At 66.4% G+C, this 15,110-nt stretch carries 11 protein-coding genes and 3 pseudogenes; 8 read left to right on the top strand and 6 right to left on the bottom strand.

Going from position 1 to position 15,110, the window contains the following annotated elements:
- Nucleotides 1-461: 461 nt before the first annotated feature.
- Nucleotides 462-2,504, bottom strand: a complete 2,043-nt coding sequence (locus tag ACYVMZ_RS29115; RefSeq protein WP_461084838.1) for a PA14 domain-containing protein — start codon at nucleotides 2,502-2,504, stop codon at nucleotides 462-464.
- 1,284 nt (nucleotides 2,505-3,788) lie between these two features.
- On the opposite strand from ACYVMZ_RS29115, the gene ACYVMZ_RS29110 reads away from it, so the two are divergent.
- A complete protein-coding gene (locus ACYVMZ_RS29110) occupies nucleotides 3,789-4,895 on the top strand; it encodes a restriction endonuclease (RefSeq protein WP_461084836.1) in 1,107 nt (368 codons plus the stop codon).
- Nucleotides 4,896-5,171: 276 nt separating this feature from the next.
- Here the strand turns inward: ACYVMZ_RS29110 and ACYVMZ_RS29105 are convergent.
- Nucleotides 5,172-5,393 (bottom strand): annotated as a pseudogene (locus ACYVMZ_RS29105) (tyrosine-type recombinase/integrase); the annotation flags it as partial.
- A gap of 395 nt (nucleotides 5,394-5,788) precedes the next feature.
- On the opposite strand from ACYVMZ_RS29105, the gene ACYVMZ_RS29100 reads away from it, so the two are divergent.
- Complete coding sequence (locus tag ACYVMZ_RS29100) at nucleotides 5,789-6,784, top strand: toll/interleukin-1 receptor domain-containing protein (protein ID WP_461084834.1); 996 nt, start codon at nucleotides 5,789-5,791, stop codon at nucleotides 6,782-6,784.
- Nucleotides 6,785-7,712: 928 nt separating this feature from the next.
- Nucleotides 7,713-8,255, top strand: a pseudogene (locus tag ACYVMZ_RS29095) (transposase); the annotation flags it as partial.
- Nucleotides 8,256-8,392: 137 nt separating this feature from the next.
- Here the strand turns inward: ACYVMZ_RS29095 and ACYVMZ_RS29090 are convergent.
- The 3 genes from ACYVMZ_RS29090 to ACYVMZ_RS29080 form a co-directional block, all read right to left on the bottom strand.
- A complete protein-coding gene (locus tag ACYVMZ_RS29090) occupies nucleotides 8,393-8,701 on the bottom strand; it encodes a hypothetical protein (protein ID WP_461084832.1) in 309 nt (102 codons plus the stop codon).
- Nucleotides 8,702-9,426: 725 nt separating this feature from the next.
- Nucleotides 9,427-9,852 carry a DUF4267 domain-containing protein gene (locus ACYVMZ_RS29085; protein WP_461084830.1) on the bottom strand — a complete coding sequence of 142 codons (426 nt, stop codon included), beginning with the start codon at nucleotides 9,850-9,852 and terminating at the stop codon, nucleotides 9,427-9,429.
- Between the two features lie 63 nt (nucleotides 9,853-9,915).
- Nucleotides 9,916-10,362, bottom strand: coding sequence for an anthrone oxygenase family protein (locus ACYVMZ_RS29080; RefSeq protein WP_461084828.1), 447 nt, complete (start codon nucleotides 10,360-10,362; stop codon nucleotides 9,916-9,918).
- A 90-nt stretch (nucleotides 10,363-10,452) separates the two neighbouring features.
- Between ACYVMZ_RS29080 and ACYVMZ_RS29075 the strand changes: the two genes are divergently transcribed.
- The 5 genes and pseudogenes from ACYVMZ_RS29075 (at nucleotide 10,453) to ACYVMZ_RS29055 (ending at nucleotide 13,824) form a co-directional block, all read left to right on the top strand.
- On the top strand, nucleotides 10,453-11,037 hold the full coding sequence (locus ACYVMZ_RS29075) for a TetR/AcrR family transcriptional regulator (protein WP_461084825.1): 585 nt from the start codon (nucleotides 10,453-10,455) through the stop codon (nucleotides 11,035-11,037).
- Nucleotides 11,038-11,359: 322 nt separating this feature from the next.
- The gene (locus tag ACYVMZ_RS29070; RefSeq protein ID WP_461084941.1) at nucleotides 11,360-11,686 is read left to right on the top strand and encodes a GYD domain-containing protein; all 327 of its coding nucleotides are present in this window, start codon (nucleotides 11,360-11,362) and stop codon (nucleotides 11,684-11,686) included.
- Between the two features lie 53 nt (nucleotides 11,687-11,739).
- Nucleotides 11,740-11,946 (top strand): annotated as a pseudogene (locus tag ACYVMZ_RS29065) (NADPH:quinone reductase); the annotation flags it as partial.
- A gap of 230 nt (nucleotides 11,947-12,176) precedes the next feature.
- Nucleotides 12,177-12,998, top strand: coding sequence for an SAM-dependent methyltransferase (locus tag ACYVMZ_RS29060; protein ID WP_461084823.1), 822 nt, complete (start codon nucleotides 12,177-12,179; stop codon nucleotides 12,996-12,998).
- A 154-nt stretch (nucleotides 12,999-13,152) separates the two neighbouring features.
- Nucleotides 13,153-13,824, top strand: coding sequence for a nucleotidyl transferase AbiEii/AbiGii toxin family protein (locus tag ACYVMZ_RS29055; protein WP_461084821.1), 672 nt, complete (start codon nucleotides 13,153-13,155; stop codon nucleotides 13,822-13,824).
- On the opposite strand, the gene ACYVMZ_RS29050 is transcribed toward ACYVMZ_RS29055, so the two are convergent.
- Nucleotides 13,793-15,046 carry an MFS transporter gene (locus ACYVMZ_RS29050; RefSeq protein WP_461084819.1) on the bottom strand — a complete coding sequence of 418 codons (1,254 nt, stop codon included), beginning with the start codon at nucleotides 15,044-15,046 and terminating at the stop codon, nucleotides 13,793-13,795. The genes ACYVMZ_RS29055 and ACYVMZ_RS29050 overlap by 32 nt on opposite strands.
- Between the last annotated feature and the right edge of the window lie 64 nt (nucleotides 15,047-15,110).

Here is a 15,110-nt window from a genome sequence, read left to right as displayed (position 1 = left end):
CCGTCGCCGCACGCAGCGGCCACATTCCAACACGGGCACGGGGACGAACGATGATCCCCAACAGTGCAGGTCAAAGACGCTTTGTGTTACCGAAGGAGGCCGGATCGTGGTGGCGGCATGCGGGCCGACGCTGCCTGAAGCGCGGGCGTTCGTACGGCCCGCTGATCCCGCGCCGGGCCACCGGCCGGACAGCGAGCGCGGCCATGAGAGGGGGAGAAACCCGCTGTGGCTGGGGCGGTCGGCTCCACGACTTTAGCCAGCCACTTTGGGGCGAGCCTCGAAGATCATGGCCCCAACGTCGTGCTTTAACGGGCAGGTCAACAGACTGCCCGACGCGCCGGAGGCCATGATCACTCGCCCCAAAGCAGCTCCCGGCCAAATTCGTTCCGCCGACCTTTCGCGTCAGCAACCCACCGCCACTGGGTCACGAATTAGCAAGACTTTAGGTGAATGACCTCTAGCTAGACGCGGTCCTGGAAGACGGTGTACCAGGGGTACGTCCCCACCACGGCGCCGTCGGCCGTCACGGCCTCCAGCGTGTAAAAGTATGTGTTCCCCTTCGTCGCCGTGGCGTCCTCCCACGTCCGGGCGTCCGCCGGGAGCAGTCCGTCGTGCTGGGGCTCGTACGCCTTGGTCACCGGGTTCCACCGGCTCACGCGGTAGCCGGTGACCGTGGCGCAGCGGGACGTGTCGGTGCACTGCCAGTCAACGGACGGACGAGTGGCCGTCCGGTTGTGGCCCAGGCTGCCGAGGCTCCAGTCCCGGGTGACGGTCACGGACGGCCGGACGTCGAGCTCGGTGGCCTCGACCACGGTGACCTTCGGGTCGCTCGGGTGCAGCGTGTTGCCCCAGTGGTCCTTGGCCATCACCGCGTACACATGCGCCTCGCCGTCCGGCAGGTTGCCGCAGAGGATCGCGAGCCAGTTGCTCGTGCCATCCGAGCAGGTGTCGGGGCCGAGCCACTTGACCGTACCGTCGGCCTGCCGGACGCCCTTCCACACCACGTACTCGTCGATGTCGTCCTCGGGCGAGGCGGCCCAGCTCACCAGCATGCCGTCGTTGCGCGGGGTGACCTTCACGCCGGTGACCGGGCCGGGCGCCACGGTGTCGCCGGTGCGGACGACGACCGGCGCGGAGTACGCCGACTCGTTGCCGTACGGGTCCACCGCCGTGACGGCGTACGTCACGTACGTGTTCGCGGGCATGTCCACGTCGTAGCAGTTGCCGCCGTTGCTCGCCTCGTGGCTCTCCTCCGCGACGCAGGTCACCTGGGTGCGCGCGGTCGGGTCGAACGTCTTGCCGGGCGAGCGGTACACGCGGTAGTGCCCGCCGTTGTCCCAGTCCTCGTAGAAACCGTCGGGCTGGCTCCAGTGCACGTTGGTGTAGCCGGGACGGGCGCTGGCGGTGACGCCGGTCGGGGACTTCGGTGGCATCCGGTCGACGCCGTCGCTGGTGACCGTCGCGTACGCCCCCGGGTTGCCGGCTGCGTCGAGGGCCCGGACCCGGTAGTACGTGTTCGTGTTCACGGCGCCGCTGGTCCGGTACGACGTCGTGGTCGTCGTACCGCGCAGCTCGAACGGTCCGGCAGCCGCGGACGAGGCGTACACCTCGTACTTCGCCGTGTCGGCGACTCCCTGCCAGTTCAGGGTGTCCCACCACCCGTCGCCGGTGGCGACCGTGAGTCCGGTGGGGGCGGCCGGCCCGGTGCGGTCGACGGTCGTCGCCGTCACGTCCGGGCTGCCGGTGGACTCGCGGCCGGCCTTGTCGACGGCGCGGACCTCGTACAGGAAGGTCTGGCCGGTGGCGGGCGGGGCGTCGACGAAGGACCGGGTGGTCAGCAGGGACGTCCCGCTGACCTTGGCCCAGCTGGTGGCGCTCAGCCGGCGGTACACGCGGTACCCGGCGAGGTCCATCTCCTTGTTGGCGGTCCAGCGCAGGGTGGTCTTGGCCGTCGTCCAGTCGTACGCGGCGGTGAGGCCGGTCGGGGCGAGCGGCTTGACCGTGTCGACGGCGGCCTCGGTGCGCGGGGTGTAGGTGAAGGCGGCGTTGGCGACGCCGGTCCATGCGACGTAGTCCACGCGGATCGTGTGCTTGCCGGCCGGGATGGTCAGGTCGACGGTCTTGCGGGCGGTGGTGGAGACGTTCTTCCACAGGTCGATCTTCCGCACACCGTCGACGTAGACGCGCATGCCGTCCTGCGTGGCGGCGGAGAGCCGGAAGGGGCCGCCGGAGCCGAAGTCACGGGTGAGGGACCAACGGACGGAGAAGTTGTCCTTGGGCAGCGTGACGCCGGCCGGGTCGCCGTACCCGTAATTCTCGCTGATGGCGGTGTCGCAGGCGGTGAGCTTCGGCGTGCCGCTGAAGGTGGAGTTGCCGAAGTACTGCGCCCTCCAGACGGGAGAGGTGCAGGTGACCGCCGCGGAGGCGGGGGCGGCGGTGATCAGGCCGCCGGTGGTGGCGAGCGCCGCCGTCGCGGCCAGCGCGGACAGCCGGGTACGAGTCATCACAGAGAGTGGGCCCCTTCTGGACCAAGGGTAAGCATGTGAAACGGCGACGCCTGTGTGACTCATGAGGCGGGGGCAGGGTTGCCCCGCCCGCTCACCATTTTTCACGGACGTTCGCCACACGTCGGCCGTACCGGTGGACGTCAATGGAAAGCGCTGACCTGCCGAGATGCCGGACAGGCAACGGGCCTCCGGAGCCGCTGCTGTACAGCAGCGAAGTACAGCAACCACACCAACCGGCCTTGTCGGGTAGCGTCTTCCCAGGGCCGAAGCACGACCGGTATGACCTTCGCTGACCGATCTCTGTAGAGCTACGGATCAGAAGGTGTGAGGGGGGTGGGTACGGATCCATTCGGCGTCCCGGGACCGTGCCGGTCCGGAGACTCCTATCCGGCCACCCCCCTTGGCCGCCGTGTCCCTCAGCGAGGGCATCGAACCGGCCCATCTCTGCTTGGGAAGCTAACACCCGCCGCTGACAATGGGCTTGAGGCCACAGTTGGTGCCGCCGCTGGACGTGCCAGATCCGTGCCAGGTCGGGCGGGGAACAGCGGGGAATACCTGGGACTGAGCCAGCGATCGACCGCACGCCGACACCGCTCCGCCGCAGGTCAGCAGGGCGATCGGCTCTAGATCACCTCAGCTTCCCAAGCTGATGGCTCGGAGCTCGTCCCTAGGCTCGTTGCCGTGTCGCAACTGCCGCACCTCGCGAGGTTCCACGTCCCCCAAGGTGCGTGATTCTGAGCGATGAGAGGGGAATGCAGCTCTGGGGAGCCGAGCCAAGGGGGCTAGCGAGTGACGCAGCGCAGTGGTGGCCGAGGCAACGAGTACCAGCGGCAGCAACAGGCTTTGCGGCGGGCCCAGGAGCAACAGGCCCGCCAAGCGGAGCGGGCCCGCAAGACTGCTGAAGCGGCCAGCAAACGGCGGGAGCAAGAGCGGAAGGCTGCGTATCGGGAGCAGCAAGCCGAACAGGCCAAGGTGCAGACGATCGGGGTCGCACACGAGGTCGAGCAGCTGAGCCAGTTGCTGCGTGATGCTCTGGTCGGTGACCCGCCCACAACGTTCGAGCGCCGGCGGAGGACTCATACGCCGACAGTGTTAGATGAACGCCCTTGGTCCCGACCGGAGCCTTCACCACGGTGGGAAGACTTCGCACCCCCAGAGCCCGGCGGGCTCGCTGCCGTTCTGGGGCATTGGCAGGAAGCGATACGAGGCACAGGTCGCCGAGGCCCGTGAACGATTCAGCGAAGCGCAGCAGCGCACGCGCGAGCTGAGGAAAAGCGCCGGGTGACGCTGGAGCAGAAGCGCGCGGAGCACCGCCAGGCGGAGGAGCGGGCCGCTGAGGAGGTCGAGGCCTTCAACAGGCAGTTGGATGAGCAGCGCGAGGCGTACCGCGCTGGCGATCCTGAAGTAGTGGAAGCGCACCTGGGGGCCGTCCTCGATGCTTCGTCGTACCCGATGGGCTTCCCGCACGAGCACCGCATCGCCTTCCGGCCCGCTACAGGGGACGTCCTTGTCGAGGTTCAGCTGCCGCCGGAGACGATCGTGCCCGCCGCGCGCGGCTACAGGTATGTGAAGAGCCGGGACGAGACGACCGCGGTACCTCGGCCGGAGAAGGAACGCAAGGAGATCTACTCGTCGGTCTTGGCACAGGTCGCTCTACGGACTGTCCACGAAATCCTGGCTAGCGACCCCGACCGGGTAGTCAACGGCGTCATCCTGAACGGTCGCGTCAAGACCATCGACCGAGCTACTGGTCAGGAGGTCTCACCCTGTCTCGTCACACTGAGCGCCAGCAGGGAACAGTTCGGCAAGCTGCGCCTCAGCCAGGTCGATCCAGCCGCCTGTCTCAAGGGACTCAATGCCCTTGTCTCTCCCAACCCTTACGACCTCGAACCCATCCGGCCCATCATCGAGTTCGATCTGACCAAGTACCGCCTGATGGACAGCATGGACGTGGTAGCTGACCTCGACAGCAGGCCCGTACTGGTCAAGCTGACCCCCACCGAGTTCGAACACCTGATCCGCCAACTCTTCGAAGCGATCGGGATGGAGGCATGGAACACCCAGGCCTCAAAAGACGAAGGTGTCGATGCGGTGGCCGTCAGCAAAGACCCAGTCTTCAACGGCGAGTGCATCATCCAAGCCAAGCGCTACAGCAAGCTCGTAGGTGTCGAGGCAGTCCAGGCGCTGGCCGGCGTTGTGGAGCACAAGCGCGCCGCCAAGGGCATCCTGATCACGACTTCATGGTTCGGCAGGGCCAGCCACGACTTCGCCCGTCAGCATGGTCGGCTTCAGCTCATCGAAGGACCGGAGCTCAAGTACCTGATCAAGGAACACCTAGGCAAGGACGTGATCCCGGGACCGGTCCCTCCAAAGCGTCCGTCGCGCTGAGATCAGACGGCCTACACGACCTACGAGCCAAACACTACAGCCGCCCGGCCTGGCGAACCCTTGCGACGGTCAGCCACGGTCAACACCGGTGTCCCATAGTCGAGTAGCCGCTCGGTTCCTCGGCCGGTGAAGCCGCAGATCAGACCCGAGATCACCCACCCTCTCTCCTAAAGCGGGTGTCGCAGGTTCGAATCCTGCCGGGGGACCAGGCAAAAGGCCACCTAGGAACGTTCCTAGGTGGCCTTTGACATCCACTTCTGACATCAACGAGCGCGGTCACTGACGACCGGGGCGCCTCTTCCTGAGTAGCCGGTCCATGTGGCTCATGGCCTCGCGCTGCGTGTCCTGGACGACGTGCGTGTAGACGTCCATGGTGATGCTGATCTGGGAGTGGCCCAGGATCTCCATCACCACGCGGGGCGCGACTCCGGCCGCCGTGAGCAGGGTGGCCGTGCCATGGCGGGCGTCGTGCAGCCGGATCACGCGGAGGCCGGCAGAACCACTACTGACTGCCTGACGCGACGGCAGCGCTGACTCCCATGCGCGCGCAGCGCCGCCGACGACGCCCGAATCGCGGGTCATCGGTGCATGCCGCATCAATCAGCGACGTTGATGCTTAAATCGGTTCATAGTAGGCGCCAGGCGCGATCAACCGTACCGAACTAGCACGCGAATTCTACTGTCAATTCAAGAGCTAGATGCGAAAGATCAAGCCTTACATTGGCGGCTACGTCGAACACGCGATCGAGCTTGAGTGGCGATCAGCTGACCTAGGACTAGGGCATATAGACATTATTTAGCCAGCCACGGTACCATCGGGCGAAGTGCTTAAGACTTGAGCATGGTCCGGCGTGGTGCGCATCGCCGAGTCATAGGCCGATACGGGGTGCCGTGTGGAAAATAAGAAGGCATTCGTTTTTATCAACTACCGGCGGCGTGACACTTCCGCCTATGCCGGATGGCTTCATCACCGCCTGATAGGCCACTTCGGGGCTCCAAACATATTCAAAGACCTTGACAGCGTGCCCGCTGGAACAGACTTCACGAATCACATAGCGGAAGCAATCGCGAAGTGCGACGTATTGTTGGCGCTAGTCGGCGCCAATTGGAATGCTCCAAACGCTGACGGAATTCCCTCCTTGCATGATAGAAACAACTGGGTCCGCAAAGAGATTGAGTCGGCGTTGAGTCAAGGCAAAGAAATAATTCCTATCTTGGTCGAGGGCGCCAAACTTCCATCGCCGGGCACCCTTCCTCAAAGCTTGCAAGGCCTTCTCTCTAAACAAGCACTCACGCTGAGCGCAGATAGCTTTGATGACGACTTTCGCCGCATCCTGTCAGCAATAAGACTGCTGACAGGGCCACAAAATGACGTTCATCAGGGAGTGACAAAGGACCAGACTGCTCGATTTATCGAAGTCGAGCGCATCTTCCGCGAAAAGGTCCAGGTTCCCAATTTTATGGGGAGAATTCCGGACAAGTACACGGCCACATACAGGAGGAAAGAACTAGATCGTCTAGTCGCTTCTCTGGGCAAGCATCAGGAAATTGAGATCATCAACTTGGCGATTGGGCGTTTCCTTGTTTCCTCGAATTATGAGGTAGAGAAGGAGAAGTCTGACCTGAAAAAGGCATGGGATGCGGCAAAGCCCGTCACGCCACCATATGGCCTACTAGCCGTGACCGCTCATGCCATAATGTATGTGCCGCGCAGGCAGCGTGAGCCAGTTGACCGCATCGCTTATGAGCGCATCGTGGGGCTCGACGCGTCAACCTTGGGAGGGATTACTGTAACCCTTTCAAGCCATAACGTCGGAATTATTGTTAGCCCCATGGGGAAAACTATGGAAATATATGCAGACATAAAAGAGAGGCTTCGTAGAGGGTAAATAAACGGCAAGCCGTGACGAGTCCACCAAGCCGAAGAACAAGGGCACCCAGATCGGCGAGGAATGGCAGGGAATAACGGGACTCCAGTTACGTCCAACGAGGCCACGACCCGGGCGTAAACCCAGGTCAGCTCGGTACCGGGAGCCCGCAGCTTCCCAAGCTGAGAGCTCAGATGTCGCCGTCACGGGCCGGCCGTCGCGACTTGCTGTGGTTAACGACGAGCCCCGACAGCGCGGTAAGGTCGGCCGAGGCACACGCGCGCCTGATCGGTCGACGCCTCTGCGCCGTGGCTGACTGTCGTTAGCTGAGCAGGCCGATCCTGTCGAAGGCACCGACTCGTGATCGAACTGGGTCAGATGTCGTCCCACTCAGCGCCGCGGCACGAGCCATACCCAGGACGGCGGGGCATCAGAAGCATCCTCTCCACGGCCAGTTGAAGTGGTGGTAAGGCATGCCGTTGAGTAATGCTTCGGTGCGTGAGCAGGGGCCGTGGCCGAGTGCGGCGGGCTGTAGCCACGAGGACGCAGCCCGCCGTACTCTTTGAGTTGTCCTGCGAGGCGTCTACCTGACGAACAGGACGGAGTGGCCCACAGTCACGACGATGGCCGTCGTCGTGATCAGGGACCTGAGGCGGGCGGTCCGGGACTCGTCGGCAATTGCGAACCGGATCGTCCGCCCAACTTGCTTAAAAACTCGCGCATTGGCGCCCTCCATTACATTGTGGCTCCCGAATAGAGCTTCTAACGGGGAAATAAGAAAAGCCCGATCTCTAATCACTCCGGCATCAATTGGCCATCGCCGCGAAAAGAAATCAGGCTTGCGATTTCACAGTATGGATTTATAAATTATCGAGCTCTGATTTATCTCCTGTGAGACTGTGTCTCACCCCTGATGCCGCAGCTCAAGGCACGAAGAGACCGAGCAGAAAAGTCGGCGGCCGGCCGCATCATCGACGACCTCGGGCCCGCGCTCGCGCTCCAGCAGCGCAAGCGGTTCCGCAAGGCCACTGTGCTGATCGTGGACGGCACCCTGGTCCCTACCCGCGACCACACCATCGCCGAGCGGTCGAAGAACTACCGGTACTCCACCAACCACCAGGTCGTCATCGACGCGGACACTCGGCTCGTCGTCGCGGTCGGCCGACCAGTCGCCGGCAACCGCAACGACGGCAAGGCGTGGGAGCTGTCCGGCGCGAAAGACGCTGTCGGCAGGACCACGGTCATCGCGGACGGCGGCTACCGCGGTACCGGCCTGGTCATCCCTCACCGCCGCGAACGCGGCCAGGCCGACCTCCCGGCCTGGAAGGAGCAGCACAATGCATCCCACCGCAAAGTCCGCGCCCGCGTGGAGCACGTCTTCGCCCGGATGAAGGGCTGGAAGATCCTTCGCGACTGCCGCGTGAAAGGTGACGGCGTCCACCACGCCATGCTCGGCATTGCCCGGCTGCACAACCTCGTCCTGGCCGGTTGACGCAGAAACCAGCAGGCCACCAGACACGACAGAGATCATTTACGGGACAGCCCTTAGACAACATGGGAAGCCCCGTGGGGCTTGGTCGCTTCCACGTTACGGACCGGGACATCGGTCGTGCGAGTTGCGCGTTGCAGCTACGAAATGCGATGCAGTTGCCGCAGAACCGTCAGCCAGGCGTCATCAGGATCATCTCCGGAGATCTCCTGATACCCGCTACCGAATGCGCTGTCGAGCAGGAAGGTGTTGAGGTCGTCGGCAAACTTTTCGAAGATCTCGCTCTGCCACCAGATCACACCGGTGTCAGGGAATCCCCAGATCTCGCCGGTCGGCCTATGCAGAAAAACGGGATCCTCGTCGATCTTTCCGATGCAGAACCAGTCTTGCCGATTCAGCTGTACCGGAGTCCCTTCCCCGGGTTCCGCGTAGAACTGCGAGTCGACCACGACCTTGGCTTGAAGAGCACTACTCGGCCGAAGATCCCCCCGTCCGCCCCGTTCAGAAAGTCCACGTAGTCGGCAGGAACGTCAGAGGGGAGAGGGCCTCCGGAGTAACCGGCAGGGACATCGTTCATCATGCCCAGTTCGAAGTCCTCGGAAAGCAGGGACCGCGCAGCCGCCAAGGCTTCTTCCAGTTCCTGGGAGATCATTCGGGGCTCTCGATTCTATTCTTCAGTGGAGTATCATCCGGAAGGTTCCTGATCCGGGTCCAGATTTGATTGCCCATACGCTGGTTGGTGAGCGCGTCCAAAATGTGAAGGCCGTGTCGTCGGCCGCCGGCACGGGGTGTGGAATATGTGGGCCAGGCCGGTACCGGGGTCGGTGATGCGGATCGCGCCATCTGTCTCGTCGTCGCATGACAGAGTCAGCCGGGAGCCGGGAGGCTCGGGCGGACGGGGGTGTTGAAGGGCGCCGAGGGCCGACAGGTCGTGCGAGACGGCTATGCACTCCTGCAACGGCTCGCCGTGTGGTTCCCCCACCTTGCGCAGCCTGGACGCTGCCTTGTGCAGCGAGGCGGCTTCCTTCTGCAGTCTGACATGTCTCCCGACCCCCGTACGTCACTTTATGCACATGCCAACCGAACGTGCCTTTCCCGGCGGGCGCTGACACGCGAATACCGGCACGCGCCAAGGTGTCCCGACGGAGGTCCGGGCCACCTTGGACCGATGGGATCAGGCGGACTGCGGGGCGGGCGTCGCCGGAGCGGCCGCCACCTTGCGGGTCTCGCGCATCATCAGCAGGCCGTTGACCACCATCAGCGTCGCGGTCAGGCCGTGGACGCCGAGCGCGGTGGCCACGGAGCCGTGGTGGGCCAGCACTGTGGTCATGTCGCCGTAGGCGGCGAGGGCCTCCACCAGCAGCACCCAGCCCAGCGCCCGGCGGTGGCCCGTCACCAGCAGGATGCCCAGGACCAGGGCTAAGACGACGTCGCGGATTCCCTTGATGATCAGGAAGCCCTCGCCGTCGCCGGACGGCCAGCTCGGCAGGCCGAAGCCCGGCGCCGTCGTCTGCGGGCTCAGGATGAACTCCGTCCCGAACCAGAGGATGAAGAGGATGAAGGCGGCGGCCAGGACGGTGTTGATCTTCTTCAGCGACACTGTTCTTCTCCTTGCGAGTCTTCGTGAGTTGCGGCTGACGACCGGGCGGGTGAGCCCGTGGGCTCAGGTGAGGGCGGTGACCAGCAGGGCGAAGGCGGCGATGATGACGGCGACGCGAATGTAGTGGTAGCGCTCCCAGCGGTTCAGCTGCTGCTTCCAGTCGGCAGGCCGGTTGTCAGGGGTCCACGTCTTGCCCCGGTTGGCGATCGGGACGAGCAGCAGAAGCGACATGACCACGCTGAGGATCAGCAGTCCGGCGGCGGTGACGACGAGTCCGGTGCCGTCGTGGTGCCACCCGGCGACAGCCCAGATGCCGACGAGGACGAGCGAGCCGATGTACCAGACCGGCATCACGGCGCCGAGCATCCGGCCCCCGTGGGCGTGGCCGAGTTGGCCGCTGTCCTCGGGGAGGGCGTTGAGGATCCGGTTCATGACGAAGGCGACGGAGAACTCCACCCCCACCATCACGCCGACGACCACGGTGGTGACGACCTCGAGTGCGTTGAGCATGATGACCCTCTTGGTATCTAGTGCTGCTAGATGATGAGGCAACGCTAGTACTGCTGCCGCTCTCTTGTCTAGCAGTGCTAGGATCGAATCATGTCGGTACAGGAACGCAAGCAGCGCGAGCGGGCGGAGCGCGAACGCCTCATCGTGGCGACAGCCCGCGAACTCGCCGAACAGCAGGGCTGGGACGCGGTCACCACCCGCCGGCTCGCCGAACGCATCGAATACAGCCAGCCCGTCCTCTACAGCCACTTCCGCGGCAAACGCGAGATCATCGGCGCCGTCGCCCTCCAAGGCGCCACAGAGATGGCCGCCGCGGTGCGGGCCGCGACCGCCGCCGTGGACGGCCCGCGCGAGCGGGTCGCCGCCCTCGCGCGCGCCTACCTCGACTTCGCCGAACGCAACCCGGCGGTCTACGACGCCATCTTCCAGCTCGACGGCGGTCTGGCGTACGCACAGGAGGACACCCCGAAACCTCTCAAGGACGCTTTCGCCGCGCTGCTGGAGTGCCTGGGCGAGGTCGCCGGGGACGGCGTCGACCCGGGGCTGTTCACCGAGGTGTTCTGGGCGTCCCTACACGGGGTGGCGACCCTGACCCGTTCGGGACGGCTGCCGCCGGAGTGCACCGAGTCGAGGGTGGAGTTGCTGGTGGACCGGCTCGCCATCACCATGGTCTGACACGCCATCCCGGCGGGCACGCAGCTGGGGCCCTCGGACCCCGCCGCTGCCTGCCTGCGGCATCGCTTCCGGTCACTCGCCCACACGGCGCAGCCGCAGATCGCCGGGCCCCGTACCCCAGACGGACACCCGCCCCGGAAGCTGCGGTGCTCATTGATCACGACCCGATACGGGCCCTAGTACGGCTTGCCGTCGAGCGTGTTGAGGTCAACTCTTCACGAGTTCGTTCCTCGTCCCCGGCCGTTTGGGGGATGCGCGGGTCTCCGCCGGCACCTTTCCCGCCCTGCGGGGGCATCCCTTGCTGGAACGAAAGGGAGACATGATGCCGCTCTACCTGTCGAGGTTCAGCTACACGCCGGAGACTTGGGCAAGGCTAATCGGCCACCCGGAGGACCGAGCACAAGCTGCTCAGACGTACATCGAATCCGTCGGTGGGAAGCTCCATGGCTTCTGGTATGCCTTCGGCACGCACGACGGCTACAGCCTGTGGGAGGCTCCGGACAACGTGTCCATGGCTGCGGTTGCGCTGGCGATCAGCGGAGGCGGCGCGCTCAGCTCGTTTGAGACAACTGTTCTCCTGACCGTCGATGAAACAATGGAAGCCCTACGCAGAGCCGAGCAGGTCCAGTACCGGGCTCCTGGCGCGTAGCGGTCCAGATCAGTTGCAGCACCCGGGTTCAGGCATCAGGCCGCGGTACGGCATTCAACAACGTCACGCTGCGCCTGATCGGCAGCGACGACGTCCCCGCCGAGGCAAAACGCCAGGCCGCCCGCGACCTCACCGCCGCGGCGGCCGTCGGCGCCCTCACCGCCGACATCGCCGCCCGCTACCCGCTCCACGACATCGCCAAGGCACACGACCACGTCGACGCCGGCAGCCGGGGGCGCGTGCTGGTCGCCATGTCATGAGCCGGAAGCCCAACCTTGCCTGTAGGCAGGCGACTTAGGATCCCCTCGATGGCCAGTCGTCTGTCGTGCTGAAGGGGCTTGCACGGCCGAGCTTGTCCGCGGCCCTCGGATGTGCGTGGCCGAAAACTTCCGCCGCGCAGGCGGGAGATCGCTCGACTTCCCTGGAGCCTCGGCGGGTTCGCCTAGGTTGGGGCGTGATCACCGACCCCCACCTCCCGGGAGGCCCCGCCATGTCCGACGACATTTCGCAGCCGGCCGGTGCGGAGATACGTGCCCGGATCGACACCTCCAAGCCGCACTCGGCCCGTTTCTGGAACTACTTCGTCGGCGGCAAGGACAACTACGAGGTCGACCGGGAGATCGGGGACCAGATCAAGGAGATCTTCCCCGGGCTCGTGGACGTGGCGGTGACGAGTCGGCGGTTCCTGGGGCGTGCTGTCCGGTATCTGGCCGGTGAGCGGGGCATCCGGCAGTTCCTGGATGTCGGGACCGGGCTGCCGACCGCCGACAACACCCATGAGGTGGCCCAGCGGGTGGCGCCGGACGCCCGGATCGTGTACGTCGACAACGACCCGATCGTGCTGGCCCACGCCAACGCCCTGCTCACCAGCGCGCCCGAGGGCCGGACGGCCTATCTGGACGCCGACCTGTACGACCCGGAGGCCGTCCTGGAGGCCGCCGCGGGCACGCTCGACCTCTCCGCGCCCGTCGCGCTGATGATCCTCAACACGCTGGGGCACGTCGCCGACTACGAGCAGGCGCGTGACCTGGTGCGGCGGCTCATGGCGGGCCTCGCCCCGGGCAGCCATCTGGTGATCAGTGACAGTACGGCCACCAGCGAGGGCATGATCGCCGCGTCGGAGGCGTACAACGAGAGCGGGGCGGTGCCGTACTACGTGCGTGGTGTCGAGGAGATCCGCGGGTTCTTCGACGGGCTCCAGCTGGTGGAGCCCGGGGTTGTCCGGGTGCCCGAGTGGCGTCCGGAGGGTGGCGCTGCGGCGGGTTCGGGCGCTCCCGTGGATGCCTACTGCGGTGTCGGGCGCAAGGTCTAGGAAGGGTCCGGTAGCAGGCGTGAGGTCCGGGTGTGCCGTCACCCGTCCGCGCCGGTCGTCGGCGCCGTGTGCGGGGCGCGGGCGATAATCGGGGCATGGCCGCACCCTCACCCCTCCCCCAGCCGTGCCGTACGACATCCGTGCGGGTCGTTGCGTGAAGCCGAGCGACGCGCACCGGCGGTTGCTGGGCGATCTGCTTGCCGCGGGTGAGCCGTACGGGGTCGTGCTCGCCGGTGGGTACGCGGTGCTGGCGCACGGTCTGGTGGACCGGCTCAGCCGGAGCGTGGACGTCGCCACCGAGCATGCGGCCGCGATGGCGGACATCGTCGTCACCGTGCGGACGGGACTGGAGGCGCGCGGCTGGGTGGTGCGGGTGGCCGAGGTGCTTCCGCTGTCCGCCCGGCTGGCCGTCACCGATCCGGTGAGCGGGGAGGAGTGCGAGGCGGGGGTCCACAAGGAGGTGCTGTGGCGGCCGCCCGTCGACACCGAGTTCGGTCCGGCGCTCTCCCTGGAGGACCTGGTCGGCACGCGGGTGCGGGCCCTGGCCGACCGTGGTCTGCCCGGTGACCTGATCGACGTGCACGCCGCCTCGGACCGCTGGTCCCGGCCCGAGCTGGAGGAACTCGGCCGGCGCCACGCCCCCGACTCGTTCGACCTCACCGACCTCCAGGCGCGGCTGACGGGTACGGACTGGCTCGACGACGCCGAGTTCCGCGCGTACGGCCTCGACGAGCAGGCCGTGGCCGCACTGCGCCGGTGGGCGCAGGCGTGGGCGGACGACATCGCGGAGCGGCTCATCGAGGGTGAGGCCCCGGAGGACGCGTGACCTCCGGACCGGCCTCCGGGCAGGGCGCTGCCGGGCCATGTCCCCGGCGTGCCGTGCCCGGCCTCCCCTCGTGCCGTCCGGCCGCCGCCAGCGTCAGCGTCACCCCGAAAGACGCGACCGCCAGGGCCGTCATCGCCGTTGCCGGGGACGTCAGTTGGGCCACGGAGCCCGCGAGGACCGCGCTGACGCCCTGCATGGTGATCATGCCGGCGGAGTGCAAGCCCAGGGCGTGGCCCGCGAGTTCGCCGGGGGTGAGGGTCATCAGGCGTTCCTGCTGGGCCAGGCTCGCGCCGAAGCCGACGGAGGCCAGGGTGGCAAGGGCCGCGGCCAGCGGGAGCGGGGGCTGCAGGGCGAAGGCCAGGTACGGCGTGGCCAGGAGCAGGAGCAGCGGGGTGCCCAGGCGGGGGCGCAGCCGGGGCGGGACCAGGCGGCCCACCGTGACGTCCCCGGCGAGCATGCCGAGCGCCGCGCACGCGAAGAGGATGCCCGCGGAGTCGGGGGCGTAGGAGACGAAGAGTGACTCGCAGCCGACGATCAGGCCGTTGGGGATCCACAGGGCCAGGTAGACGTGGCGGCGGTGTGGGGACGACCACAGGGCGGCGTTGGTGCGCCAGGTCGCGGCCACGGAGGGGCGGCCGGCGGCGCGGGGTGCGCGGCGGGTCAGACCGAGGCGGATGCCGAGGGCCGCCGTGGCGTACAGGGCGGCGGCGAGCAGCAGGGCGACGCGCGGGGACAGCACCGCCACCAGGACGCCGCCCGCCGCGAATCCGGTGATCTGCATGACCCCGCTCATCATGTTGAACACCGAACGCCCCAGCAGATAGCCGTCCTTGGTGAGGATCTCGTTCAGCAGCCCCCAGCGCACTCCCCCGCCCACGGACTCGGCCAGCCCCTTGGCGAGGACGACGGCGAGGATCGCCCGGACCGGCAGGCCGGGCAGCGCCAGGACCGCCGTACCGGCCGCGAAGCCCAGCGCGAGCGTCGTCATCGTGGCCCGTGGGGGCAGGCGGTCGGCGGCCGACAGCAGGAACGTCGCGCCGAGCACGTGGGCGAGGGACGGGCCGAACATGCTCACCGCCGACAGCAGCGGGGACTGCGTCGCCCGGTACACCAGGGTGCCCAGGGCCAGGCCGCCCACCGTCTGGGCGACCGCCTGCGCCGACGACGCGAGGAAGAACGGGGTGAACTCCGGGGTGCGGAAGAGGTCGCGGTAGCTGCGCATGCGCGCAGTCTTGGGCGGCCCGGACACTCGCCGTTACTGTTTCGCGCACACGCGAAACGTCCGG

The sequence above is a fragment of the Streptomyces deserti genome (assembly GCF_054782695.1).
This window is presented reverse-complemented; position numbering and strand designations above follow the sequence as displayed.

Coding starts and splice junctions, on each gene's coding strand:
- ACYVMZ_RS29115 (WP_461084838.1), bottom strand. CDS start 2,504: ATGACTCGTACCCGGCTGTCCGCGCTGGCCGCGACGGCGGCGCTCGCC.
- ACYVMZ_RS29080 (WP_461084828.1), bottom strand. CDS start 10,362: ATGCTCAACGCACTCGAGGTCGTCACCACCGTGGTCGTCGGCGTGATG.
- ACYVMZ_RS29075 (WP_461084825.1), top strand. CDS start 10,453: ATGTCGGTACAGGAACGCAAGCAGCGCGAGCGGGCGGAGCGCGAACGC.
- ACYVMZ_RS29070 (WP_461084941.1), top strand. CDS start 11,360: ATGCCGCTCTACCTGTCGAGGTTCAGCTACACGCCGGAGACTTGGGCA.
- ACYVMZ_RS29060 (WP_461084823.1), top strand. CDS start 12,177: ATGTCCGACGACATTTCGCAGCCGGCCGGTGCGGAGATACGTGCCCGG.
- ACYVMZ_RS29050 (WP_461084819.1), bottom strand. CDS start 15,046: ATGCGCAGCTACCGCGACCTCTTCCGCACCCCGGAGTTCACCCCGTTC.